Genomic DNA, 25,255 nt, shown 5'->3' with positions numbered 1-25,255 from the left:
GACCGATGATCCCACGCACGGTCACGCCGGCGCCCCCACCAGGTGCTTGAGCACCGAGGTGAAGAAGCCGAGACCGTCCAGGGAGGGGCCGGTGAGCGCCTCCACCGCGTGCTCGGGATGCGGCATGATGCCGACCACGTTGCCGGCCTGGTTGGTGATCGCGGCGATGTCGCGCTGCGAACCGTTGGGGTTGCCGTCGAGGTAGCGGGCGACGACCCGGCCCTCGGCCTCGAGCTGGTCCAGCGTCGCGGTATCGGCGACGTAGCAGCCCTCGCCGTTCTTGACCGGGATCAGCACCTCCTGGCCCGGCTGGAACGTGTTCGTCCAGGCGGTGCCGGCGGACTCGATCCGCAGGATCTGGTCCCGGTTGCGGAAGTGCAGGTGCTGGTTGCGGGTGAGCGCGCCGGGGAGCAGGTGCGCCTCGCAGAGGATCTGGAAGCCGTTGCAGATGCCGAGCACCGGCAGGCCGCCCCGGGCCGCGTCCACGATCGTCTCCATCACCGGCGCGAACCGGGCGATGGCGCCGCAGCGCAGGTAGTCACCGTAGGAGAAGCCGCCGGGGAGGACGACCGCGTCCACCCCGTGCAGCGCCGGGTCACCGTGCCAGAGGCGCACCGGCTCGGCGCCGGCGATCCGGACGGCACGGGCCGCGTCCCCGTCGTCGAGCGAGCCGGGGAACGTCACCACACCGACCCGGGCGGTCACTGGTGCGCGTCCACGGTCTCGTCGGCCTCGACCAGGCGGACGGTGAAGTCCTCGATGACCGGGTTGGCGAGCAGCTTGTCGGCGATCTCCCGGGCCCGGTCCAGGTCCGGTTCACCGGTGAACTCGATCTCGATCCGCCTGCCGATCCGGACCGAGGCGACGTCGCTGACGCCGAGCCGGGGCAGCGCGTTTGCGACGGCCTGGCCCTGGGGATCGAGGATCTCGGGCTTGAGCATGACGTCGACGACGACGCGAGGCACTGGGCACTCCTGACTGTGTACGCAGTTGGGTGCCGACCCACAACGGGCGAGCGCAGCCAGCCTACCTGGCAGATACCGCCCCGGCCGCACCGGCCGGGCGCAGTCCAGGCACTGATCAACATAACCGGCGGGGAGCGGGCCGGCACGCCGTCCGGTCGGCCGCGAAAGCTGCCCGTACCAGGCGATTCGCGCCGCGACAGGTGGCCAAATCGTTACATCGGCGGTCGTCCCACTACCGCATGTAGCACACCCCACAACAGGCGGAGCGCATCGGCGGACCTCCATGCCGGCGGGCCCGCCGGGGAGATCCCGGCGGAGGGCCGGCCCGGACCGGGCCGGACGCCAATCCGGCGAGTCATGTCCCGCGGTGTCGGCTCCGGCCGCTTTCGGGGTGGATCATGCTTTCTCGCACGCTCGCCGCCGCCGCGACCGGCGACCGCCCCACTGGCCGATCTCCGACAATTCCCGCCGTACCGGCCCGGCACGGCCCGGCCGACCCCGGCGGGTGGTTTTGCAGCATCCGATCAGGTGAACAACCCTCACGAACGGTCCGCTCTCCGGCTGACAGCATCGGAACCGTGCTGGTCGTGACGACGGATCAACTGCCCGGCTACGAGATCCGCCAGATCCTCGGCGAAGTGGTTTCCTCGATGGCCAGGACCCGGAACCCGTACCGCGAGGGGGTCAAGAACCTGCGTGGTGGCGCCTACGACCCGATGGCGCCGGACAACCTCACCCGCTGGCGTACCGACTCGGTGGCCCGGCTCGGCGAGGAAGCCGAGCGGCTCGGCGCGAACGCGGTGATCGGCATGCGCTTCGACAGCCGGGACTGCGGCGAGATGTGGATGGAGATCTGCGCGTACGGCACGGCGGTGATCGTCGTACCCAGGATGCCGGACGTCATGCCGGCCGACCAGCCCATGGTGGCCGCGGAGTCCGCCCACGAGCCGGGGATCGTCGAGGCTCCCGGCGGCATCGCCGAACCGGCGAGCGCTCCCAACCTCTCCTCCGCCGCCGAAACCCCCACCCGCGACTCCTGACCGGACCTGCCCAGCTGGGTCGATCATGAGGTTGTTGTCGTCGCCGTCGGCGTGTCGCGGCAGCAACTTCGTGATCAACGTCGGCTCCCCGAGAGCCGGGGAGGGGCGGTCAGAGGATGGGGGGTGGGGAGTAGGCGGCGGCTTCGGGGTGGGCGGCGACCACGTCGGCGATGCGGGCGGTGACGCGGTCCACCTGGGCGGCGGCGGCGCCGACGAAGGCATTGCGGTCGGCCACCAGGGCGTCGATCTCGGCGCGGGTGAGGCCCAGGCGACCGTCGGCCGCCAGGCGGTCGAAGAGGTCGTTGTCGGGGGCGCCCTTCTCCCGCATGGCGAGGGCGACGGCGACCGCGTGCTCCTTGATCACCTCGTGCGCCACCTCCCGGCCGACGCCCCGGCGGACCGCAGCGACCAGGATCTTGGTGGTGGCCAGGAACGGCAGGAAGCGCTCCAGCTCCCGGTTGATCACCGCCGGGTACGGCCCGAACTCGTCCAGCACGGTGAGGAAGGTCTGGAAGAGCCCGTCGGCGGCGAAGAACGCGTCCGGCAGGGCGACCCGGCGGACCACCGAGCAGGAGACGTCCCCCTCGTTCCACTGGTCGCCGGCCAGCTCACCGACCATCGACAGGTAACCCCGGATGATCACCGCGAAGCCGTTCACCCGCTCGGAGGAGCGGGTGTTCATCTTGTGCGGCATCGCGCTGGAGCCGACCTGACCCGGCTTGAAGCCCTCGGTGACCAACTCCTGGCCGACCATCAGCCGGATCGTGGTGGCCAGCGACGACGGCGCGGCGGCCACCTGGGAGAGCGCGGCGAGCACCGCCAGGTCGATCGAGCGCGGGTAGACCTGCCCGACGCTGTCCAGCACCCGGCTGAACCCGAGGTGCTCGGCCACCCGGCGCTCCAGCTCGGCCACCTTGCCGGCGTCGCCGTCGAAGAGGTCGAGCTGGTCCGCGGCGGTGCCGACCGGGCCCTTGATCCCGCGCAGCGGATACCAGTTGATCAGGTCTTCCAGCCGCTCGTACGCGAGCAACAGCTCCTCCGCCGCCGACGCGAAGCGCTTGCCCAGCGTGGTGGCCTGCGCCGCGACGTTGTGCGACCGGCCGGTCATCACCAGGCCGGAGTACTCGTGCGCGTGCCAGGCGAGCCGGACCAGGGTGGCCACCACCCGGTCCCGGATCAGCTCCAGCGAGGCACGGATCTGGAGCTGCTCGACGTTCTCGGTGAGGTCCCGGGAGGTCATCCCCTTGTGCACGTGCTCGTGCCCGGCGAGCGCGCTGAACTCCTCGATCCGGGCCTTCACGTCGTGCCGGGTGACCCGCTCGCGCTCCGCGATCGAGGCCAGGTCGACGTCGTCGACCACCCGCTCGTACGCCTCGACCACCCCGTCCGGCACCGGCACGCCCAGGTCCCGCTGGGCCCGGAGCACGGCCAGCCAGAGCCGGCGCTCCATCCGTACCTTCTCCTCCGGCGACCAGAGGGCGACCAGCTCGGGCGAGGCGTACCGGTTGGCGAGCACGTTCGGGATCGTCGTCACGAGAGCATTCTTCCGCACGTGGCGTCCGCCCCCGGACGGGGTCATCGGCGGATATACTGATGCCCGTTGCCGTATATAGGAGGCGCGGATGACCAAGATCCTCGTGGACGTCGACGACGAGGCGCTCGCCGACGCGGCGAAGGCGTTCGGCACCCGGACCAAGAAGGACACGGTCAATGTCGCGCTTCGCGAGGGAGCGGCGCGACTGCGCCGGGCCCAGGCGCTCGCCGAGCTGGCCAGCCGCGGGCAGGCCGGCGACTTCGACGAACTGCTCGACAAGCCCAGCTACCGGTCGTGAAGCTCGCCGACTACCTGATCGACACCAGTGCCCTGGTCCGGTTGCTCCGGGACGCGGAGGTGCTGGCCCGGTGGGAACCCAGCATCACCGCCGGACTGGTCGCCATCTGTCCCCTCGTCGAGCTGGAGTTCCTCTACACGGCCCGGTCCGGCGCCGATCGCGACCTACTCGTGCAGCAACTCCACGCCGCCTTCGGCTGGGTGGCGATGCCCGACCGAATCTACGAACGGGCAGCCGACACACAGCTGGAGCTGACCGAGCGGGGCACGCACCGGTCGGCGGGCGCGGTGGACCTGCTGATCGCCGCCGTAGCCGAGTACCAGGGGCTCTCCGTGCTGCACTACGACCGGGACTTCGAGCAGATCGGCGCGGTGACCGGGCAGCCGATGCGCTGGTTGGCACCGGCCGGCTCGATCAAGTGACCGGCGGGTCAGGGCGGCGCGAGGGTCGGGTCCAGGGTGATGGGCGCCTTCCCGACCTGATCGGGGTGTTCGTCACCCGAGAACGGCGGCGTCTGCGAAGCGGGGCGGGGCAGCGGGACACCGGCCGGGTGGGCGATGATCTACTGAGCCTTCTTCCCGGCCCTCACCCCGGGACCTTCCTCCTCCACCGAGGACACGCATGCGCAGACCTTCCGTCGCCGGCCTCACCGCAGTCGCGCTGACCGGCGGTTCCCTGCTGTCCCTCGCCACCCCCGCCCAGGCCGCCGACGCGACAGTCCTCTACGTCCGGCAGATGTCGACCGCCTGCTCCGACACCGGAGCCGGCACGCTCGCCCAGCCGTTCTGCTCGATCGGTCCGGCCGTCGCGCGGGTAACCGCCGGCCAGACCGTCGACGTCGGTCAGGGCAACTATCCGGAACGCGTCACCATCGGCAGCTCCGGCACGCCCGACCAGCCGATCACCATCCTCGCCAGCAACGTCGCCACGCTCAGTGGTGCGACGGCGGGTTTCGTCATCGACGGCCAGCACGACATCGTGCTCCAGAACCTCCGGGTGACCAAGGCCGTCGACGTGCCCGCCCTTGACCTCAAGAACGCCACCGGCATCACGATCCAGGGCGGCAGCTACGCCATGGCGGACGTCTCCACGGCGCCCGCCGTACGGCTCACCGGGGTGACCCGGTCGACCCTGAAGCAGCTCACCGCCAGCGGGAACGCGCTGGTGGGGGGCCTGGTCCTGGACGCCGCGACCACCGGTGTCGTGGTCCGCTCCACGAACGTGGTGACCGTCGCGACCTACAGCACCGCCGACCACAGTGTCGGCGTCCAGGTCGACGGGCCGGGCAACACCGTCCTGAACAACACCATCGCCGGATTCACGGGCGCGGCGATCGCGGTCGGCCCGGGCGCGGCCGACACGGTGGTCGCCAACAACCAGGTCGGCGGTGGCGCCGGCCTCGGGATCTACAACCGCGGGGCCACCGGTACGGCGATCACCAACAACACCGTGCGGGACCGCTGCCTCGACGGCGTCCGGGTCGACGGGGCGTCAACCGGGGTCTCGGTGCAGAACAACGTGCTCTACGGCAACGGCCCTGCCACGCAGACCTACTGCGATCCGCTGGCGGACCCAACCGCGGAGATCGGCGTCTACGACGACGCCGGCCGGAACACGGTGATTGACTACAACAACACCCAGCACAGTTCGACGTCGGCCGGCGCCAACTACTCCTGGAACGGCACCGGCATGGACCTGGCGGCCTTCCGGAGCCAGTCGGGGCAGGCCGCCCACGACAAGAACACGGCCTCCGTCAAGGACAACGAAGACTCAGCGAACTCGGCGGCGCCGGGCTACCAGACCACCGACAAGAGCGGCACCGCACGGGCCGACGACCCGGCCGTCCCGAACACCGGCGCCGGTCCCGTCAGCTATGCCGACCGGGGCGCCCTCGAGACCGTCGGCAGTCCGGTCGCGAAGTTCGACTTCGCGCTGGACCTCGGGGCCGGCTCGGTCACCCTCGACGCCTCGACCTCCACCCCCGGCTTCGTGCCGATCACCTCGTACGTGTTCGACTTCGGCGACGGCACCGTGGTCACCCAGGGCACGCCGGTCGCCTCGCACACCTACGCGGCCAAGGGCACCTACACCGTCTCGGTGACGGTGTCCGGCAGCGACGACCGGAGCAACAGCGCCTCGCAGAGCGTCAGCGTGCTGCGGCGTACCGGCACCATCGGGCTGCTCTCGCTGTACAACCTGCGGTACGCGGCCTCGGCCGTCGCCGGGCAGGGCCTGGTGGCCAACCAGACGGCGCTGGGCGCCACCGGCCAGCTCGACCTGGCGGACGCCGGCAACGGCCAGGTCGCCCTCTTCTCCCGGGCCATCCGCCGGTACCTGAGCAACAGCGGATCGGTGCGACCGCTCACCACGGCGGTCACCGTGACCGAGAAGTTCGACCTGCTCCGGAACGCGGACGGCACGGTCAGCCTGCGGTCGGGCGGAAGCACGTACGTGAGCACCCCATCGGCCACGGCGCCGCTGGCGGCCACCGCCACCACGATCGGCACCCGGGAGAAGTTCTACCGGGTCACGGTCACCGACGCCGACCGCTCGTTCAAGGCCGGCGCCAACAGCCGCTTCGTCACCGCCGAGAGCGGCGGCAGCAAGCCGCTGATCGCCAACCGGACCAGCGTCGGCCCCTGGGAACGGTTCGACCTGGTCGATCTCGGCAACGGGCAGATCGGCATCCTCGCCCGGGCGAACAACCTCTTCGTCTGCGCAGACGGCACGGGCACCAAGCCGCTGATCGCCAACCGGACCAGCGTCGGCGCCTGGGAGAAGTTCACCCTGATCCGCAACGCCGACGGTACGGTCAGCTTCAAGGCGGCGGTCAACAGCCGGTACGTCACCGCCGAGAGCGCCGGCACCAAGCCGCTGATCGCCAACCGCACCACCATCGGCCCCTGGGAGAAGTTCACCCTCGGCGGCTGATCCGCACCACAGCGACCGACGCCCGCCAGGCAACCGCCCTGGCGGGCGTCGGCGCGTCCGCCGCCTGCTCGGGCCCGCTGCGACAATCACCGCCGGCTGTCTGTTATGCGGCAGGGGGGGAGGCAAGTACCGGCAGGTAGGGGACCATCACTTCCATCTGAGTTCCGGTACGAGCCGGATCCTTTCCCCACCAGAGGCAGCCATGCGCAAACGCTCTCTCGCCGGCCTCGCCGCTCTCGCCTTGACCGGCGGCACCCTGTTGGGCAGTCCAATCGCGGCCCAGGCCGCCGACGCCACCGTCCTCTACGTCAAACAGAACGCCACCGCCTGCTCGGACACCGGGCCAGGCACTGCGGAGCAGCCGTTCTGCACGATCGGGGCGGCCGCCGCGGTGGTCAGCGCCGGGCAGACGGTCGACGTCGGCGGTGGCAACTACCGCGAACGCGTCACCATCGCCAACTCCGGCACGCCGGACCAGCCGATCACCTTCCGCGCTGGCTCGGCGGCCAGCCCGATCCTCATCGGACCGACGGCCGGCTTCGTCATCGACGGTCAGCACGACATCACCATCAAGGGGCTCCGGGCCAGTGGGGCGGTGGACGTGCCCTCGCTCGACCTCCACGATGCCTCCGGAATCGCCATCGAGGGCGGTGCCTTCGGGACGCCGGAGGGCACGACGGCACCCACCATCCGGCTGGCCGGTGTCACCCGGTCGTCCCTGAAGCGCCTCACCGTTACCGGGCTGCGGCTCGCCGGCGGCCTGACGATGGACGCCGCCACCGCCGGCGTGACCGTTAGCTCGACGACCCTCACGAGCGGGACCTCGTACGGCTTCGCCGACCACAGCGTCGGCATCCGGGTCGCCGGGCCCGGCAACACGATCCTCAACAACGTCGTCGACGGCTTCACGGGAGCGGCCGTCGCCATCGAGGCCGGCGCGGCCGATACGGTGGTGGCCAACAACCAGGTCAACGGCGGGGCCGGCTACGGAATCCGCAACCACGGCACCGCCGGCACGGCGATCGCGAACAACACGGTCAGGGACCGCTGTCTCGACGGCATCCGGGTCGACGGCGTCTCCACCGGGGTCTCCGTGCAGAACAATGCGGTGACCGCGAGCGGCAACTTCAACAAGGGCTTCTGCGACCCGTCCGGGGGTGACGCGGTGCAGATCGGGATCTACGACGGCGCCGTCGGAAACACCGTGGTCGACTACAACAACGTGTACGACTACCAGACGCCGTCCCCGGCGGTCTACGCCTGGGACGGCGCCCGGATGGGCCTGGCCGCGTTCCGGGCCGCGTCCGGTCAGGCGGCCCACGACCTGGAGACCTCGTACCCCCGGGACAACTACGACTCGGCGAACTCGGCGGCCCCCGGCTACCAGGACACCGACCGGATCGGCACGGCGCGCGCCGACGACCCGGCCTTTCCGAACACCGGCGCCGGACCCGTCGCGTACGCCGACCGCGGCGCGATCGAGACGATCCGGAGCCCGTCCGCCTGGCTCGATGCCACCCTGGACCTCAGCGCACGCTCGGTGACAGTCGACGCCTCCGCCTCCAAGCCGGGCCTCGCCCCGATCGCCTCCTACCAGTTCACCTTCGGTGATGGAACGGTGGTCACCCAGACCTCGCCGGCCGCCTCGCACCAGTACGCGACGCCGGGCGAGTACGCCGTCAACGTCAAGGTCACCGGGACCGACGGCCGGTCGGACAGCAAGTCGGAGCAGGTCAGCGTGCTACGGCGGACCGCCACCGTGGGCCTGCTCGCCCTGTACAACCTCCGGTACGTCGCTCCGTCGGACCCCGCAGGGGCACTCGAGCCGAACCAGGCGGGGCTGGCGACGACGGCACAATTCGACCTCGCGGACGCGGGCTCCGGGCAGGTCGCCCTGGTGTTCCGGGCGACCGGCAAGTACGTCTCGGCCGACCTCGCCGGCATCGACCTGCTCCGCACGACGCGTACCAGGATCGACACCACGGAGCGATTCACGATCGTCCGCAACGCCGACCGCACCGTCAGCCTCAAGGCGGTGGCCAGCAACCGCTACGTCAGCCTCCTGTCGAGGACGTTCCCGTACCTGATCGCCAACCGAGCCAGCATCGGCGCCTGGGAGAAGTTCCACCAGGTCGCGGTCACCGACGCCGCCCGGTCGCTGAAGGCCGGCGCGAACGGCCGCTACGTCAGCGCCGACGGAGCGGGCACCAAGCCGCTGATCGCCAACCGGACCATCGTCGGCGCCTGGGAGAGGTTCACCATCGTCCGCAACAGCGACGGCACGGTGAGCCTCAAGGCCGCCGCCAACGGCCGCTACGTGACGGCGGAGAACGCCGGAGCGAAGCCGCTCATCGCCAACCGCACCAAGATCGGCCCCTGGGAGAAGTTCACTCTCGGCTGATCCCGCACCAAGGCGTCCGACGCCCGCCCGGGGACCCCTGGGCGGGCGTCGACATGTTCAGCCGCGCCGAGCACCTCCGCCGACGCGGCGGCCCAGGTACGTCACGGCAGCCGGTCGCGGGTCAGCGCTCCAGGATCGCCGTGACGCCCTGGCCGCCCGCGGCGCAGATCGAGATCAGGCCCCGCCCGCTCCCCTTCTCGGCGAGCAGCTTGGCCAGGGTGGCGACGATCCGGCCGCCGGTGGCCGCGAACGGGTGCCCGGCCGCCAGCGAGGAGCCGTTGACGTTGAGCCGGTCCCGGTCGATCGACCCGAGCGGCGCGTCCAGGCCCAGCCGTTCCTTGCAGAACTCCGCCGACTCCCAGGCGGCCAGGGTGGCCAGCACCTGCGAGGCGAACGCCTCGTGGATCTCGTAGTAGTCGAAGTCCTGGAGCGTCAGCCCGGCCCGGGCCAGCATCCGGGGCACCGCGTACGCGGGGGCCATCAGCAGCCCCTCGTCGCCGTGCACGAAGTCGACCGCGGCGGTCTCGGACCAGCTGAACCAGGCCAGCACCGGCATGCTGTGCTCCCGTGCCCACTCCTCCGACGCCAGCAGCACGGTCGAGGCGCCGTCGGTGAGCGGCGACGAGTTGCCCGCGGTCATGGTGGCCCGCTCGGCGTCCGGGCCGCGGTGACCGAAGGCCGGCTTGAGCGAGCCGAGCTTCTCCAGGCTGGTGTCGGGGCGCAGGTTCTGGTCCCGGGTCAGCCCGAGGTAGGGGGTCATCAGGTCGTCGAAGAAACCCTTGTCGTACGCGGCGGCGAGCCGCTGGTGCGAGCGGAACGCCAGCTCGTCCTGGGCCTGCCGGTCGACGTTCCAGCGCAGCGCCGTCCGGGCGGCGTGCTCCCCCATCGACAGCCCGGTACGCGGTTCGGCGTTGCGCGGGATCTCCGGCTTGAACGGCTGGTGCGGGCGGAACTTCGCGGCGACCTTCAGCCGCTCGCCGAGGGTGCGGGCGGAGTTGAGCTGCAGCAGTGTGCGACGCAGGTCCTCGTTGACGGCGAGCGGCGCGTCCGAGGTGGTGTCCACGCCACCGGCGATGCCCACGTCGATCTGCCCGAGGGCGATCTTGTTGGCGACCAGGATGGCCGCCTCCAGCCCGGTGCCGCAGGCCTGCTGGATGTCGTACGCGGGGGTGTGCGCGTCGAGCCGGGAGCCGAGCACCACCTCGCGGGTGAGGTTGAAGTCCTTCGAATGCTTGAGCACCGCGCCCGCGACCACCTCGCCGACCCGCTGGCCGCCCAGGCCGAACCGGGCGACCAGCCCGTCCAGGGCCGCGCCGAGCATGTCCGCGTTGGACGCGTGCGCGTACCGGGAGTTGGACCGGGCGAAGGGGATGCGGTTGCCACCGATGACCGCGACCCGCCGGACACTTTGCACGATCGGCCTCCTCGAAGCTGTTGCCCGAACCCTACTCGCCAGTAGGCTACGCCCATGACCGACAGGTACGCGAGCTTCGTCCAATCGGGGGCCGGTCGCGCGCTGGTCAAGCGCCTCGGGCTGCCCGACCCGCCTCGACTGCGCCGGCACACGCCGGGCGACCCGCTCGTCCCCGGGCCCGTCCTGCTCGGCTCCTCGGCCGACGGCCGGCTCGCCGAGCCGGTCACCAAGATCCTGACCTTCGCCGGGGTCGAGCTGCGCGATCCGGCCGCCGCCACCGACGCCACCGCGCGCTACACCGCCCTGGTGTACGACGCCACCGGCATCACCGACTCCACCGAGCTGCGGCAGCTCTACGACTTCTTCCACCCGCAGGCCCGGGCGCTGCTGAGCAGCGGTCGGGTGATCGTGCTCGGCACCCCGCCCGGCGAGTGCGACTCGCCGCGCGAGGCGACCGCGCAGCGCGCCCTGGAGGGGCTGACCCGCAGCATCGGCAAGGAGTTCGGCCGGGGCGTCACCGCCCAACTGGTGTACGTGACGAAGGCCGCCGGTGATGGCCCGGACGGCCAGGACCTGTCACCTGGCACGCTGGCCAGCCTCGAATCGACCCTCCGGTTTCTTCTCTCCGGGCGCTCCGCGTACGTCTCGGGCCAGGTGATCCGGGTCGGCGCCGGCACCGCCCAGCCACCGGCCGACTGGGACCGGCCGCTGGACGGACAGGTCGTGCTGGTCACCGGCGCGGCCCGGGGCATCGGCGCCGCGCTGGCCCGGGTGCTCGCCCGGGACGGCGCCCAGGTCGTCGCGCTGGACATCCCGGCCGCCGGGGACGAGTTGGCCGCGGTCGCCAACGAGATCGGCGGCACCGCCGTCCAGCTCGACCTGACCGCCCCGGACGCCCCGACCCGCCTCGCCCGGCACCTCGCCGACCGGCACGGCCGGGTCGACGTGGTGGTGCACAACGCCGGCATCACCCGGGACAAGACGCTGGGCCGGATGGACGCCGACCGCTGGGACTCCGTCATCGACGTGAACCTCTCCAGCCAGGAGCGGATCAACGACGTGCTGCTGGAGCGCGCCCTGATCCCGACCGGCGGCCGGATCGTCTCGGTCTCCTCGATCGCCGGCATCGCCGGCAACCGGGGCCAGACCAACTACGCCACCAGCAAGGCCGGGGTGATCGGCCTGGTCGACTCGCTCGCCCCGGCGCTGGGCGAACGCGGCATCAGCGTCAACGCGGTCGCCCCCGGTTTCATCGAGACCCGGCTGACCGCGCGCATCCCGCTGATGCTCCGCGAGGCGGGCCGACGGATGAACAGCATGTCCCAGGGCGGCCTGCCGGTGGACGTGGCCGAGACGATCGGCTGGCTGGCCTGGCCGGCGAGCGGCGCGGTCAGCGGGAACGTGGTCCGGGTCTGCGGCCAGAGTCTGCTGGGGGCGTGATGGCCAGGCGGAAGGACCGGTCGGCGGACGGCCCGACCGAGGACCTGTCGGTCCACGAACTGATCGACGGCCCCACCCAGAACCTCTCCGGCCTCGTCGTCACCCCCGACGCGGTCCAGGAGCTCGGCACGCACGACCTCAGCGTCCACGCCACCCAGGACCTCTCCGGTCTCGACCCGGCCGGGCAGGTGGCGACCGCGGAGGGCGGCGGGCCGGCGGGCCGGGCCCTGGTCGAGCTGCCCCGGATGCCGGCGGCCGGGGCGCTGTACCGGCGGGCCCTGCTCGGCGCGCTGCCGGGGGTGGGCGGCCGGCGGAGCGAGACGCTGCCGGCGGTCGAACTGGCCGTGGCCGGCGTCGCCGTGGACCGGGCGCACCTCGCCGACTACGACCGGGTCTGCGGCTTCCGGCTCGCCGACCGGCTGCCGGCGACGTACCCGCACGTCATGGGCTTCCCGCTGGCGTTGCGGCTGATGACCGCGCCGGAGTTCCCCATCCCGCTGACCGGGGTGGTGCACGTGGCCAACCGGATCACCGTGCACCGACCGGTCGAGGCCGGCGAACGGCTGGACTTCCGGACGTACGCGGAGAACCTGCGCCCGCACGACCGGGGCCGGCAGCTCGACGTGGTGCTCGTCGGGTCGATCGACGGGGAGGAGGTGTGGCGCGGCGTCTCGACGTACCTCGGCAAGGAGCGCACGGCCGGCGGCGGTGAGCGGCGCGACCGGGGTGACCGGCCGACCCCGCCGACCCCCTCCGCGCACTGGCGGCTCACCCCCCGGGTCGGTACGGACTACGCACGGGTCTCCGGCGACCACAACCCCATCCACACCTCCCGGCTGGGCGCGCGGCTGTTCGGCTTCCGCCGGCCGATCGCGCACGGGATGTGGAGCAAGGCCCACTGCCTGGCCGCGCTGGAGAGCCGGCTGCCGGACGCCTACACGGTGGATGTGGCGTTCAAGCTGCCGGTGCCGCTGCCGTCGACGGTGGCGTTCAGCGCCACGCCGGGCTGGGACTTCGCGCTGCACGACGGCCGGTCCGGCCGCCCGCACCTGGTCGGCACGATCCGCTGAGCGAGGGGCCCCGCATGTGCGGGAAGGAGCCCCTCGCCACCCGCCGGCCCCCGAGCATGGGGGCATGGAGTCCGTGCTCGACCTGCTGCATCACACGGTCACGTCGCCGTGGGTGTACCTGGTGGTCTTCGTGGTCACCGCGGTCGACGCGTTCTTCCCCGCCGTGCCCGGCGAGACGGTGGTGATCACCGCGTCGGTCTTCGCGGCGGGCGGCGAGCCGAACGTGGTCGCGGTCATCGCGGTGGCCGCGTTCGGCGCACTCGCCGGCGACCACGTCTCCTACGGCATCGGCCGGGGCGGCGGCGCCCACCGGGTGGCCCGGCTGCCGGCCGACAGCCGCCGGCGGGCCGGCTCCGAGTGGGCCCGCCGGGCCGTCGATCGGCGCGGCGGGATGATCCTGACCACCGCCCGGTACGTGCCCGGCGGGCGCACCGCGGTCACCCTGACCATGGGCGCGGTCCGCTATCCGCTGCGCTCCTTCGTGCTGTACGACGCCCTGGCCTGCGGCAGCTGGGCGGTCTACTGCGGGCTGCTCGGCTACTTCGGCGGCCTGGCCTTCGCGCGTGACCCGGTCAGGGGCCTGCTGGTCGGCATCGGCCTGTCGATCGCGGTGACCGGCCTGGTGGAGGTCGCCCGCTGGTCCCGCCGCCGCGCCCGCGCCACCGCCCGCCGCTGACCGACCCGCACCGCCCCGGAAGTGTGGGCGGTCAGGGGGTGGGTGGGTGCCAGGTGGTGCCGTGCAGGAGCTGGGCGGCGCCGAGCCAGGCGACGTTCATCATCCGGGTGGCGGTCTTCTCCGGGTCCGCCTCGGGATGGTCGGCGAGCCAGTCCGCGAGCGACTCGGTCGCGCCGACCAGGGCGTACGCGACGACCTCCAGGTCGGTCGGGCCCACCTCGCGCCCCTCGGCGCGCAGCGCGTGGTCCAGCATGCCGGCGACCACCTCGACCAGCCGGCCGCGCATGGTGGCCAGCTCCCCGGCGAAGGGCTGCTCGCCGCGGGCCTGCCGGTAGAGCACCGCCCAGCCGTCCCGGTGCGCGCCGACGAAGCCGAAGAAGGCGCGCAGGCCGCGCCAGAGCCGCTCGTCGGCGGGGAGGTCGGAGGCGGCGGCCCCGGCGATCGCCTTCATCATCCGGGTGCCCTCGCGGTGCAGGCAGGCGACGAAGAGCTCCTCCTTGGTGCCGAGGTACGCGTAGACCATCGGCTTGGAGATCCCGGCGTCCTCGGCGATCTCGTCCATGCTGGCGGCGTGGAAGCCGCGGCGGGAGAAGACCTTGACCGCCGCGTCGAGCATCTGCTGCTCGCGGACGGCCCGGGGCAGGCGCTTGAAGGTGGGGTTGCTGGACACTCTTGCGAGCATACCTACTCGTGCGTAAGGTTACGCGAGAGTAACCAAAGTCGGCCCGCTCCGAGAGGTGCATCCCCCCATGACTGACTTCGACCCGGCCAACTTCGCGAACGTCGGCCCCAAGGAGTTCGCGCAGCTGGTCAAGTCCACCCCCGACGACAAGATCGCCGAGGTGATGTCGGGCGACCTGCGCGGCAAGATCCTCAGCGCGGTCTTCGGCCGGATGCCGGAGCTGTTCCGCGCCGACCGGGCCGGCTCCACCAACGCGGTGATCCACTGGAACATCACCGGACGCCCCGACGGTGGCACCGACACCTACGAGATCGTCATCGAGAACGGCACGTGCACGGTCAACGAGTCCGCGACCCGCGACCCGAAGCTGAGCCTCACCATGGGCCCGGTCGAGTTCCTGAAGATCGTCTCCGGTGGCGGCAACCCGGTCATGATGTTCATGACCGGCAAGCTGAAGGCCAAGGGCGACCTGGGCCTGGCCGCCAACATCGCCAACCTGTTCGACATCCCGAAGGCCTGACGTGGCCGAGTTCTCGCTCGACCTGAACGAGGAACAGCGGGATCTGCGCGACTGGGTGCACGGCTTCGCCGCCGAGGTCGTGCGCCCGGCCGCGGCCGAGTGGGACGCCCGCGAGGAGACCCCCTGGCCGGTCATCCAGGAGGCGGCGAAGGTCGGCCTGTACGGCTTCGAGTTCCTCGCCACCTGCTGGGCCGACCCCACCGGCCTGTCCCTGCCGATCGCCAGCGAGGAGCTCTTCTGGGGCGACGCCGGCATCGGGCTCAGCATCTTCGGCACCGGCCTCGCCGTCGCCGCCATCTACGGCGCGGGCACCCCGGACCAGCTCGTCGAGTGGGTGCCGCAGTGCTTCGGCGACGTCGACTCCCCGGCCGTCGCCGCGTTCTGCACCAGCGAACCGGAGGCCGGCTCGGACGTCGGGTCGATGCGCACCCGGGCGGTCTACGACGAGGCCACCGACGAGTGGGTGCTGCGCGGGCAGAAGGCGTACGCCACCAACGGCGGGATCGCCGGGGTGCACGTGGTCACCGCCTCCGTCGACCCGTCGCTCGGCTCCCGCGGCCAGGCCGCGTTCGTCGTACCGCCGGGCACGGCGGGGCTCAGCGCCACCCGCAAGCTGCGCAAGCTGGGGTTGCGCGCGTCGCACACCGCCGACGTCTTCCTCGACGACGTACGGGTGCCCGGGCGCTGCCTCCTCGGCGGCCGGGACGCCCTGCTGGAACGGCTCGACCGGGCCCGGTCCGGCCAGCGCGCCTCCGGCCAGGCCGCGATGCGGACGTTCGAGCTGTCCCGGCCCACGGTCGGCGCGCAGGCCCTCGGGGTGGCCCGGGCGGCGTACGAGTACGCCCTCGACTACGCCAAGGACCGGGTCCAGTTCGGACGGGCGATCATCGAGAACCAGGCGGTCGCGTTCGCGCTGGCCGACATGAAGATGGAGATCGACGCGGCCCGGCTGCTGGTCTGGCGGGCCTCCTGGATGGGGCGCAACAACCGGCCGTTCACCGCGGGCGAGGGCTCGATGTCCAAGCTGAAGGCCGGCGAGGTGGCGGTGTCGGTCACCGAGAAGGCGGTCCAGCTGCTCGGCGGCGCCGGCTTCCTCCGCGATCACCCGGTCGAACGCTGGTACCGGGACGCCAAGATCTACACCATCTTCGAAGGCACCTCCGAGATCCAGCGGCTGGTCATCTCCCGCGCGATCTCCGGGGTGCAGATCCGCTGACCGCGGCCGGGTCCGGACCACGGTCCGACCCGGCCGCCGGCGCGGGTGACCCCGTCCTCACCTTCCGTTCCGGCCCGGACGACCCACGGTGTCCGCCGGGTGGGCAGGGCGAACGCCGGCTGGGCTCCCCGCCGCCGCGGGTGCATGATCGAGAGGACACGCTCGGCGTGGCAGGGCTCCTCGGGGCCCTTCCGTGCCCCCTTAAGGAGGGTTGCGGCTTGGACCTGCCGTTCATCGTCGCCACGCTGACCCGGCGCGGGCTGCTCACCCCCGGCCGCCCCATCCGGGTCGCCTCCCAGCTCGGCGCGCTGCGCAAGTGGGGCTGGAGCCTCGCCGGCGAGCTGCGCCAGGCCGCCGCCCGCGACCCCGGCCGGACGGCCGTCGTGGACGAGCAGGGCGTCGAGCTGACCTACCAGGAGCTGCTGGACCGGGCCGAACGGCTGGCCCGGTCGATGCGCGCCGGACTCGGCGTCCAGGCCGGGGACCGGATCGGGGTGCTCTGCCGCAACCACCACGGGCTGATCGAGGCGGTCGTCGCGGCGATGCTGCTCGGCGCGGACGCCGTCCTGGTCAACACCGGGCTCTCCGCCGCGCAGCTGACCACCGTCGCGGAGGAACAGTCGCTGCGGGTGCTGGTGCACGACGCCGAGTTCGCCGAACGGGTCCTCGGCCTCCCCGCCGAGGTGCAGCGGGTCGACGAGCGCGGCCAGGAGGAGCTCATCGCCGGCGCCCTCCCCGGTGATCAGCTCCAGCCGCCCGAGCGGGACGGCCGGACCATCGTGCTCACCTCCGGCACCACCGGAACGCCCAAGGGCGCCCGGCGGCCCACCCCGCACGGCTTCGGCCCGCTGGTCTCCATCATCGACCGGATCCCGCTGCACGCCCGCGACACCGTGCTGATCGCCGCGCCGCTCTTCCACACCTGGGGGTACGCGGCCCTGCAGGTGGCCTTCGCCCTGCGCTCCACCATCGTGCTGCACCGCCGCTTCGACCCGGCCGCCACGCTGGCCGCGCTGGCCGCCCACCCGTGCGACGCGCTCTTCGCCGTGCCGGTGATGCTGCAACGGCTGCTGGAGGTGCCGCCGCCGAGCCCCCGACCGCCGCTGAAGGTGGTCGCGGTCAGCGGCTCCGCCCTGCCCGGTGGGCTGGCCCGGAGGTTCATGGACGTCTACGGGGACGTCCTCTACAACCTGTACGGCTCGACCGAGGTCTCCTGGGCGTCCATCGCCGGCCCGGCCGACCTGCGCGAGGCCCCGACCACCGCCGGCCGCCCGCCGCACGGCACCCGGCTGGAGATCCTGGACGAGGCCGGTGAGCCGGTCCGGGACGGGCGGGTCGGGCGGATCTTCGTGGGCAACGAGATGCTCTTCGAGGGGTACACCTCGGGGGCCCGCCGGGAGACCCACGACGGCCTGCTGGACACCGGCGACCTGGGCCGGGTCAACCCCGAGGGTCTGCTCTTCGTCGACGGCCGGGCCGATGACATGATCGTCTCCGGGGGCGAGAACGTCTTCCCCTCCGAGCTGGAGGACCTGCTCGCCCAACTGCCGCAGGTCCGCGAGGCCGCCGTGATCGGGGTGCCGGACCCCGAGTACGGCCAGCGCCTCGCCGCGTTCCTCGCCCTGCACCCCGGCGAGACGCTCGACCCGGAGGCGGTCCGCGAGTACGTCCGGCACTACCTGGCCCGCTTCTCCGTGCCCCGGGACGTCATCTTCGTGAAGTACCTGCCGCGCAACGCCACCGGCAAGGTGCTCAGCCGCGAGCTGCGCCGCTACTACGGCTGACCCTGAGGGCGACGCTCCGGGGCGGGTGCGGGGAGATCACCCGGGGCGCCCGGGGCGGCGGCGGGGGGCGGACCGGCGTACCGGAGAGCGCCCCGCCGCCGACGTCAGGCCCGGTCGGCGGCGCGGCCGATCGCCGCCGCCACCCCACCGACCCGGTCGGCGAGCAGTCCGAGCGCGCCCACCGCCCGGTCCACCGGGTCGTCGGAGGCGCCACCGAGCGCGCGGGCCCGCAGGTAGCCGGCCTTCACCTCGGCCCACCGCCGGGCCTGCTCGGCCGTGAGCCGGCCACGCAGCTCGGCCAGCTTCAGCAGGTTCGCCTCGGCGCCCGAGGCGAGGGTCTGCGCCTCGCCGAGGTAGTGGTCGTCGATGACCGCCTCCAGCTCCTCGTCGCTGAGCACCGGGACGATCCGCTCGGCCAGCTTGTTCATGTTCCGGTACGACCCCTGGAGCTGGAAGGGCGGCTCGGTGCGGGACGCGTCGGACTGCGCCGCCGAGGCGATGTACGCCTGGTTGTTGGCGAGCACGACCTGCTGCACCCGCAGCAGTTTGCGCAGCACCGAGACGATCTGCTCCAGCTCCACCGGCGAGTACGGGTGGGAGAGCTGGTCGGCCCGGACCGATTCGTCGCCCCGCGCCATCCGGACCAGCAGCTCGACGTCGCCGCGGTCCCGGCCGGAGAGCGGCGCCAGCACCGGGTTCGAGGTGAGCGCGTTCTCGATGTAGCTGAGCGCGAAGACCTCCTCCCGGCCGGAGAGCACGTCCCCGAGGTTCCACACGTCGGCCCGGTTGGCCAGCATGTCCGGCACCCGGAACCGCTGCCCCGACTCGGTGTACGGGTTGCCCGCCATGCACACCGCGAACCGCTTGCCCCGCAGGTCGTAGGTGCGGGTCCGGCCCTCCCAGACGCCCTCCATCCGGCGCTGCCCGTCGCAGAGCGAGATGAACTTCTGCAGCAGCTCCGGCGAGGTGTGCTGGATGTCGTCCAGGTAGAGCAGGACGTTGTTGCCCAGCTCCAGGGCGAAGGAGATCTTCTCCACCTCCTGCCGGGCGGTCGCGTCGGGCGCGTCCGCCGGGTCGAGCGAGGTGACCCCGGAGCCCAGGGCCGGCCCGTTGACCTTGACGAAGACCAGGCCCAGCCGGCTGGCCACGTACTCCATCAGGGTGGTCTTCCCGTAGCCGGGCGGGGAGATCAACAGCAGCAGGCCGGACTGGTCGACCCGCTTGGCGTCGCCGGTCGCGCCGACCTGGCGGGCCAGGTTGTCGCCGATCAGCGGCAGGTAGACCTCGTCGAGCAGTCGGTTGCGGACGAACGCGCTCATCACCCGCGGCCGGTACTCCTCCAGCCGCAGCCGGTCCCGCTCCGCGGCCACCAGCGCGTTGCGCCGGCGCTGGTAGTCCCGGTACGCGGGCACCAGCTCCGTGCGGAACCGGCGGGTCCGGGCCAGCGTCTCGTCCAACCGCAGGGTGAGCGCCGACCCGACGATCCGGGAGTGCGCGCCGAGCAGCCCGCCGACGGTCTCCGACATCGTCGCCGCCGCCTCGTGGCGCGGCAGGTCGGCGCCGCACAGCTCCACCGCGACCGCCTCCGGCAGGTCGTACCCGGAGAGCGCGCCGTCGTCGGCGGCGAGGAACGCCGTCAGCCACGCCTCGACCAGCTGGTGGCGGCTGGTCAGGTCGCCGTCGAGGGCCCGCAGGTCGGCGTTGAACTCCCGGGCGGAGCGGGACTGCGGGCCACCGAGGGCGCGGCGGAACCGGTCCAGCATGGCCCGCGCCCCGGCGCCGGTGACGAAGCCCGCCGGCGGTCGGGACAGCTCCTCGAACAGGTACTCCCCGGCCAGGGCGGCCTCCGCGGCCGGCCCGGTCAGCCCGGCGTCGGTCAGGAAACGGCCCACCTCGGCGGCCAGCTCGGCGTGCAGCCGGTCGATCGCGTCCCCCGCCTCGGCCCGGTCGCCGTCCGGCGCGGCACCCCGGTCGGGGCGGCCGAAGCGGTCCCGGGCCCGGGCCAGCGAGGTGGCCCGGGCGGTCCAGCCGGCCCGGTCCGGCTCGGCCGCGCCGAACCGCCAGAAGAGCTGCGCGGCCGCCCGGGCGGCCGGCGGGTAGCGGAGCAGGCCCGCCCCGGCGTGCAGGCGCAGCAACGCCCGCAGCAGCTCCGTGGCGTCGTGGTCGTGCACGCCCCGCTCGTAGCCCTCGTCGTAGCGGGCCTCGGCGAACCGGCGGACCAGCTCGCGCAGGTCACCGGCGTCGGCCGCCGCCGCCCGCAGCCCGTCCAGGGTCAGCCCCTCCCGGCCCGCCTCCGCGGCGGTCAGGATCGACGTGGCCAGGTACTCCGCGCGGTACACCTCCGGCGACTCGGAGACCAGCAGCTGGTCCCAGAACCGGCGGGTGCGGGCGAACTCCTCGTCCCGGACCGGGGCGCGGTAGTCGGTGCCGGTCACCGCCACCGCCAGCCCGCCGTCGTGCGGCACCACGGTGACGTCGACGGGCTGGGTGTTCACCGCGAACCGGTGCCGGCCCAACCGGATCGTCTCGCCGCCGTCGGCGTACAGGTCCAGGCGGTCGCGCAGGCCGCGACCGGCCTCCTGGCGCGCGGCCCGGATCCGGCCGTCCAGCTCCTCGGCCCGGACCGGGTCGCCGAGGGTACGCAGCTCGTCGACGACCGCACGCAGCTTGCCCACCATCGGGTCCGCCGCGAAGTAGGTGTTGATCTCGTCCAGCGAGCCGAGCGTGCCGATCCGGCGCCGCACGCTGACCAGGATGCGCTCCGCCGACGAGACGAGCCGGTCGGCCCGCCGGGCCCGCTCGTCGAGCAGCGCCTGCTTCCGGGAGGAGAACGCCTCGTAGATCTCGGTCCGCCGGGTCCCCAGCTCGGCGAGGAAGTCGTCGAACTCCCCGAACCGGGACTCCAGGTCCTCCACCCGCAGCAGCAGCCGGCCGAGCTGCTCGTCGCAGCGCTCGGCAGTGTCCGCCGCCGCCAGCGCCCCGGTCACCGCCTGCCCGAGCAGCGCGAACTCGGCCGCGAAGCCGGCCCGGCCCTCCACCTCCAGCAGCTCCCGGCGGCGGTTGTCGAGCACCGCCCGGGCCCGGTTGACCGCGCCGAGCACCTCACCGACCCGGGTCAGGATCCCGGTGCGTACGGTCGCGTCGGCGATCTCCAGCCCGCCCACCACGTCGGTGATGGTCTGCAGGCCCTCGGCGCGCCCGGCCAGCTCGTCCCGGACCGCCCCGGCCTCGGCCACCGTGCCGATCGCAGCGCCCTGCCCGGCCAGCCGGTTCACCTCGGCCTGGTAACCGGTGAACGCGTCGTCCCGGCGCAGGAAGTCCACCGCCCGCCGGCCGGCGGCCGTCAACTCCTCGTCCAGCCGCGCCGCCAGCTCGTCGATCCGCCCGTGGTCGACGTACCGCAGCTCCCGCAGGGTCTCCAGGTGGCCGCGCGCCTGGCGCAGCCCGGCGAGCTGCCGCACCCAGTCGTCGGCGGTGAGCGGCGCCTCGCCGCGGGCCCGCCGGGCCAGCGAGGCGATCCGCTCCGCGCTCTCGTCCAGCGCCGTCCGGGCCTGCTCGGTGAGGGCGCGGACCTTCTCGTACTCGTCGAGCACCGCGACGGCGGTGCGCCGCAGCTCGGCCAGCGGCGCCAGCAGGTCGCCGAGGTCGGCCTCGCCGAGCCAGTGGTAGTGGTCGACGATCCGGGCGCAGGCCGCGATCAGGGCCTCGTAGACCCCGGTGGTGGCCGCCGCGCCGTCGACCATCCGGGCCACCGACAGGCAGTCGGAGATGCCCCGGACCAGGTCGGCGTTGCCGATCCGCTCCAGCGGGCCGGTGCCCGCCGGCTGTGCCGCCGCGTACGCGTCGGAGACGTACGGCGTCTGCCAGATCTGCATCGGGTGGACCCGGGTCGGCTCCTCGGAGGTCGCCCGGAACACCACCAGCGTGCCGTCGTCGAAGAGGGAGAAGCCGTGGCACGGGATCGGTGCCGCCACCTCCTTGCGGATGGCGTTGTACGGCAGCAGCAGCGAGCGGCCGTCGGCCCGGGCGTGGAAGACGTAGAGGACGTCCTCCCCGTTCGGGGAGCGGACCACCCGCTCGAACTCCAGCCCGGACACGTCGGTGTCGAAGGTGCGGGTGACCCCGGTGGCCAGGTGGTAGCCGCCCGGGAAGATGATGCCGTGGTCCTCCGGCAGCCGCTGGCAGGCCGGCCCGATGCCGTCGAGCCGGACCACCTCCCTGGTCAGCGTGTTGAAGACCAGGTGCCGCCACTCGGTCTCCTTGTACGGCCGCATCCGCAGCAGGATCAGCGGGCCGACCCGGGCCCAGCTCACGTCGGCGTCGGCCAGGCTCTGCAACGGCTCGGCCACCGGCTCGTCGTAGATGCCCTCGCCGACCTCGGTGTTGTTCTCCAGCTTGACGGTCAGCGTGCCGCCGACCGTCTCCACGAAGATCTCGTCGGCGATGGAGATGTGCGGGTGCCGGCCGAGGACGTGGTTCTCCCGGGTCGTCTCGATCCACTCGAAGTCGTGCGAGGGCGGAAAGACGTGGTCCCGCTCGCCCCGGTTGTCCAGGTACCCGACGCCGCCGTCGGCGTCGAGCCGCCAGCGCAGCACCCGGATGTCGTCGGTCCGCGGGCCGGTCTGGAACACCGCCAGCAGCCGCCCGTCGAGCCGCCGAAGTTGCAGCAGCCGGGTCTGCCGGTAGTAGCGGTACAGCTCCGCGAAGTCGCGCTGGAACACCGGGTCGCGCAGCAGACCGGGCAGCTCGTCCGGGCCGGCCCGGTCGAACCGGAACGTGTCGGCGCCGCCCTCTTCGCCGGCGGCGTCACGCTCCCGCTCGAAGCGGTGCAGCGAGAAGACGTCGTCGACAGTCGTCTCCGGCTTCAGTCCGATGAAGACGTTGTAGCCGAAGAGCATCAACCCGCCGACCGGGACGATGTCCCGGGGCACGCAGTTGTTCCCGGTACGGATCCGCTCGGTGCTGAGCAGGCGCAGCTCGGTGCTGCCGAAGACCTCCAGCCGGCGGGCGTTCAGCCGCTCCGCCCGCCGGGCCAGCTCGCCGGCCTGCCCGACGAGCCGGTTCCGCAGCACCTCGTAGCTGCCCGCGTCCAGCCCGGCCGGGCCGCCCGCGTCCGCCCCGGTCGGCCCGGCCGCGTTCCCGCCGGTCGAACCGGGCACCGGCTCACTCACCGGCGCGCTGCCGCGGACCGGCCAGGGCGGCCAGCGGGGTGTCGGCCACGCCGAGGCGCTGCGCGGCGTTCAGCAACTCCTGGAGCTTGCCCTTGTCCGCGCCGCCGGCCCGCATCTGCTGCAACAGGAAGGCGGAGAGGGTCAGGTTCTGCACGTCACCGGTGTTCACCGAGCCGAGGATCCGGGTCAGGTCGTCGGTGAAGCTGGCGGTGCCGTCCAGCCACGGCTGGGTGAGCCCACGGGCCACCTCGGAGTGCGCGACGAAGCCGTCCACGCTCTTGCCGAACGAGATCGAGCTGAGCAGCCGGTCGAAGAAGACGCTGTCCCCGCCGACGATGTCGATGTTCGCCTTCTCCAGGCCGGTGGAGATCAGCCTCGCCTGCGCCTCGGCGACCTGCCGCTGCGCGTCCAGCCCGGCGAGCCGGACCTCCTTCTCCAGCTCCAGCCGCAGCCGGTACTCCTCGTGCTGGCGGGTGGCGTCGTCCAGCGCGGCCATCGCCGCCGCCTTGTCGGTGAGGCCCTCGGCCTCGCCCTTCAGCTTCTCGCGTACCGCCTCCGCGGCCAGCAGGGCCTTGTCGCGCTCGACGGCGACCTCCGCGCGACCGACCTTCTCGATCGCCTCGGCGCCCCGCTCGCGGACCTGCACCTCGGCCAGGCCGACGGCCGCCGCCTCGGCCTGGAGGCCCTCGGCCAGCCGGATCTTCGCCCGGGTGTCCAGCTCGGCGGCCTGCTGCCGGGCCTCGGCGAGGACCAGTTCCTCACGCGCCTTGAACTTCGCCGCCGCCTCGGCGGCCTCCGCCGCCTTGATGTCCTTGACCAGGTTCTCCTGCGCCTCGGCCTCGGCCTGGATGACCACCGCCTGACGGGTCCGCTCGGCCTCCTCGACCACCCGCAGCCGCTTGATGTTCTCCTCCTGCTCGGCGACGGTCTTGTCGACCGCGATCCGCTCTCGGACGACCTCGGCGATGGCCCGCTTCTCCGCCTCGACCTCCTTGTCCTTGGCGATCGTGCTGAGCTCCGTCTCCCGCTGCCGCCCGATGACCTCCAGCAGCCGGTCCTTCTCGATCCGCTCGGTCTCGATCGCGATGACCCGCTCCCGGTTCTTCTCGGCGACCGCGATCTCCCGGGTCCGGTTCTCGTGCTGGACGCCCAACTGCTCGTCGGTCCGGATGTTCGCCGTCTCCGCCCGCAGCCGCTCCTCCGCCCGGACCCGGGTGATCTCGGCCTCCTCGCGGGCCCGCACCGTCTCGATCTCACGCCGCTGCTTGGCCTCGGCGTCCGCCTGCCGCCGCTCCAGCTCCAGGATCGCCTCCCGGGCGTCGACGTTCTGCCGGGTGATCTCCTTTTCCTCGCTGCGCTGGAACTCGTTGGTCTTCACGTGTTCGATCGCGGTCAGCTCGGTGATCTTCCGAATGCCCTGAGCGTCGAGGATGTTCTTGGCGTCCAACTGGGACATCGGGGTCTGCTCGAGGAAGTCGATCGCCGCGTCCTCCAGGCTGTAGCCGTTGAGGTCGGTGCCGATCACCCGGATGATCTGGTCACGGAACTCGTCGCGCTTGGTGTAGAGGTCGACGAAGTCGAGCTGCTTGCCGACCGTCTTCAGCGCCTCCGAGAACTTGGCGTTGAAGAGCTCCTGGAGCGTCTCCCGGTCGCTGGCCCGGGCGGTGCCGATGGCCTGCGCCACCTTGATGACGTCCTCGGTGGTCTTGTTGACCCGGACGAAGAAGGTGATCCGGATGTCGGCCCGGATGTTGTCCCGACAGATCAGACCCTCGTTGCCGGTCCGCTCGATGTCGATGGTCTTCACCGAGATGTCCATGATCTCGGCCTTGTGCAGCACCGGCATGACGACCGCCCCGGTGAACGTGACGTCGACCCGGCGGACCTTGGAGACGATCAACGCCTTGCCCTGTTCCACCTTGCGGAACAGGCGGCTGACCAGGAAGACCACGCCGAGGGCGACGAGCAGGAGGACGGCGAGCAGTACGCCGATCCCGGTGGTGAGGACATCCATGGCTGAGCGCGCGGTGCCGGTCCGGTGGGGGCGGGCCGGGGGTGCCGCGCATCCTCCTTTCGATAAGGGTGCGGTGGCAGCGTGGGACGAACCGGCGGC

The 25,255-nt window shown here is 72.5% G+C and carries 18 protein-coding genes; 11 read left to right on the top strand and 7 right to left on the bottom strand.

The features are described 5' to 3' along the window. Positions 1–21 precede the first annotated feature (21 nt). Together purQ and purS are read right to left on the bottom strand one after the other, a co-directional pair. Positions 22–705, bottom strand: a complete 684-nt coding sequence (gene purQ, locus ACTWO6_RS00970) for a phosphoribosylformylglycinamidine synthase subunit PurQ (protein WP_446217751.1) — start codon at positions 703–705, stop codon at positions 22–24. Beyond that, positions 702–965, bottom strand: a complete 264-nt coding sequence (gene purS, locus ACTWO6_RS00965; protein WP_322441439.1) for a phosphoribosylformylglycinamidine synthase subunit PurS — start codon at positions 963–965, stop codon at positions 702–704. Before purS ends, purQ begins: the two co-directional genes overlap by 4 nt. A 398-nt stretch (positions 966–1,363) precedes the next feature. Here purS and ACTWO6_RS00960 point away from each other — a divergent pair, with 398 nt between their 5' ends. Beyond that, a complete protein-coding gene (locus tag ACTWO6_RS00960) occupies positions 1,364–2,005 on the top strand; it encodes a YbjQ family protein (protein WP_446217750.1) in 642 nt (213 codons plus the stop codon). 109 nt (positions 2,006–2,114) lie between these two features. Here the strand turns inward: ACTWO6_RS00960 and purB are convergent, their stop codons facing one another. After that, positions 2,115–3,539, bottom strand: coding sequence for an adenylosuccinate lyase (gene purB, locus ACTWO6_RS00955; RefSeq protein ID WP_446217748.1), 1,425 nt, complete (start codon positions 3,537–3,539; stop codon positions 2,115–2,117). Between the two features lie 88 nt (positions 3,540–3,627). On the opposite strand from purB, the gene ACTWO6_RS00950 reads away from it, so the two are divergent. From ACTWO6_RS00950 to ACTWO6_RS00935, 4 genes are all read left to right on the top strand, one after another. Continuing rightward, a complete protein-coding gene (locus ACTWO6_RS00950; RefSeq protein ID WP_446217747.1) occupies positions 3,628–3,837 on the top strand; it encodes a type II toxin-antitoxin system VapB family antitoxin in 210 nt (69 codons plus the stop codon). Beyond that, positions 3,834–4,259 carry a PIN domain-containing protein gene (locus ACTWO6_RS00945; protein ID WP_446217746.1) on the top strand — a complete coding sequence of 142 codons (426 nt, stop codon included), beginning with the start codon at positions 3,834–3,836 and terminating at the stop codon, positions 4,257–4,259. Before ACTWO6_RS00950 ends, ACTWO6_RS00945 begins: the two co-directional genes overlap by 4 nt. A 199-nt stretch (positions 4,260–4,458) precedes the next feature. Then, positions 4,459–6,768 carry a right-handed parallel beta-helix repeat-containing protein gene (locus ACTWO6_RS00940; RefSeq protein WP_446217745.1) on the top strand — a complete coding sequence of 770 codons (2,310 nt, stop codon included), beginning with the start codon at positions 4,459–4,461 and terminating at the stop codon, positions 6,766–6,768. A gap of 202 nt (positions 6,769–6,970) precedes the next feature. Continuing rightward, positions 6,971–9,169 (top strand): PKD domain-containing protein, encoded by a 2,199-nt coding sequence (locus ACTWO6_RS00935; RefSeq protein ID WP_446217744.1) that lies wholly within the window; start codon positions 6,971–6,973, stop codon positions 9,167–9,169. Positions 9,170–9,290: 121 nt separating this feature from the next. Here ACTWO6_RS00935 and ACTWO6_RS00930 read toward each other — a convergent pair whose 3' ends face one another. Then, on the bottom strand, positions 9,291–10,583 hold the full coding sequence (locus ACTWO6_RS00930) for an acetyl-CoA C-acetyltransferase (RefSeq protein ID WP_446217743.1): 1,293 nt from the start codon (positions 10,581–10,583) through the stop codon (positions 9,291–9,293). A gap of 54 nt (positions 10,584–10,637) precedes the next feature. Between ACTWO6_RS00930 and ACTWO6_RS00925 the strand changes: the two genes are divergently transcribed. The 3 genes from ACTWO6_RS00925 (at position 10,638) to ACTWO6_RS00915 (ending at position 13,769) form a co-directional block, all read left to right on the top strand. Further along, the gene (locus tag ACTWO6_RS00925) at positions 10,638–12,023 is read left to right on the top strand and encodes a 3-oxoacyl-ACP reductase (RefSeq protein ID WP_446217742.1); all 1,386 of its coding nucleotides are present in this window, start codon (positions 10,638–10,640) and stop codon (positions 12,021–12,023) included. After that, the gene (locus ACTWO6_RS00920; RefSeq protein WP_446220515.1) at positions 12,023–13,093 is read left to right on the top strand and encodes a MaoC/PaaZ C-terminal domain-containing protein; all 1,071 of its coding nucleotides are present in this window, start codon (positions 12,023–12,025) and stop codon (positions 13,091–13,093) included. The genes ACTWO6_RS00925 and ACTWO6_RS00920 overlap by 1 nt, the downstream gene beginning before the upstream one ends. A 64-nt stretch (positions 13,094–13,157) precedes the next feature. Next, on the top strand, positions 13,158–13,769 hold the full coding sequence (locus ACTWO6_RS00915; protein ID WP_446217741.1) for a DedA family protein: 612 nt from the start codon (positions 13,158–13,160) through the stop codon (positions 13,767–13,769). Between the two features lie 31 nt (positions 13,770–13,800). Here the strand turns inward: ACTWO6_RS00915 and ACTWO6_RS00910 are convergent, their stop codons facing one another. Next, positions 13,801–14,439, bottom strand: a complete 639-nt coding sequence (locus ACTWO6_RS00910; protein ID WP_446217740.1) for a TetR/AcrR family transcriptional regulator — start codon at positions 14,437–14,439, stop codon at positions 13,801–13,803. A 79-nt stretch (positions 14,440–14,518) separates the two neighbouring features. Between ACTWO6_RS00910 and ACTWO6_RS00905 the strand changes: the two genes are divergently transcribed. The 3 genes from ACTWO6_RS00905 to ACTWO6_RS00895 all read left to right on the top strand — a co-directional run bounded on the left by ACTWO6_RS00905 (position 14,519) and on the right by ACTWO6_RS00895 (position 17,971). Further along, positions 14,519–14,971 (top strand): SCP2 sterol-binding domain-containing protein, encoded by a 453-nt coding sequence (locus ACTWO6_RS00905; protein ID WP_446217739.1) that lies wholly within the window; start codon positions 14,519–14,521, stop codon positions 14,969–14,971. 1 nt (position 14,972) lies between these two features. Further along, complete coding sequence (locus ACTWO6_RS00900; RefSeq protein ID WP_446217738.1) at positions 14,973–16,187, top strand: acyl-CoA dehydrogenase family protein; 1,215 nt, start codon at positions 14,973–14,975, stop codon at positions 16,185–16,187. Between the two features lie 218 nt (positions 16,188–16,405). After that, the gene (locus ACTWO6_RS00895; protein ID WP_446217737.1) at positions 16,406–17,971 is read left to right on the top strand and encodes an AMP-binding protein; all 1,566 of its coding nucleotides are present in this window, start codon (positions 16,406–16,408) and stop codon (positions 17,969–17,971) included. 104 nt (positions 17,972–18,075) lie between these two features. Here the strand turns inward: ACTWO6_RS00895 and ACTWO6_RS00890 are convergent, their stop codons facing one another. Continuing rightward, entirely contained in the window at positions 18,076–23,142 is a 5,067-nt protein-coding gene (locus tag ACTWO6_RS00890; protein WP_446217736.1) for a DNA repair ATPase, read from the bottom strand. Next, a complete protein-coding gene (locus ACTWO6_RS00885) occupies positions 23,135–25,156 on the bottom strand; it encodes a flotillin family protein (protein WP_446217735.1) in 2,022 nt (673 codons plus the stop codon). The genes ACTWO6_RS00890 and ACTWO6_RS00885 overlap by 8 nt, the downstream gene beginning before the upstream one ends. Positions 25,157–25,255: the final 99 nt, after the last annotated feature.

The organism is Micromonospora sp. IBHARD004, assembly GCF_052814115.1.
The sequence above is the reverse complement of the archived record's forward strand: the minus strand, read 5'-3'. Positions and strand labels throughout refer to the sequence as shown.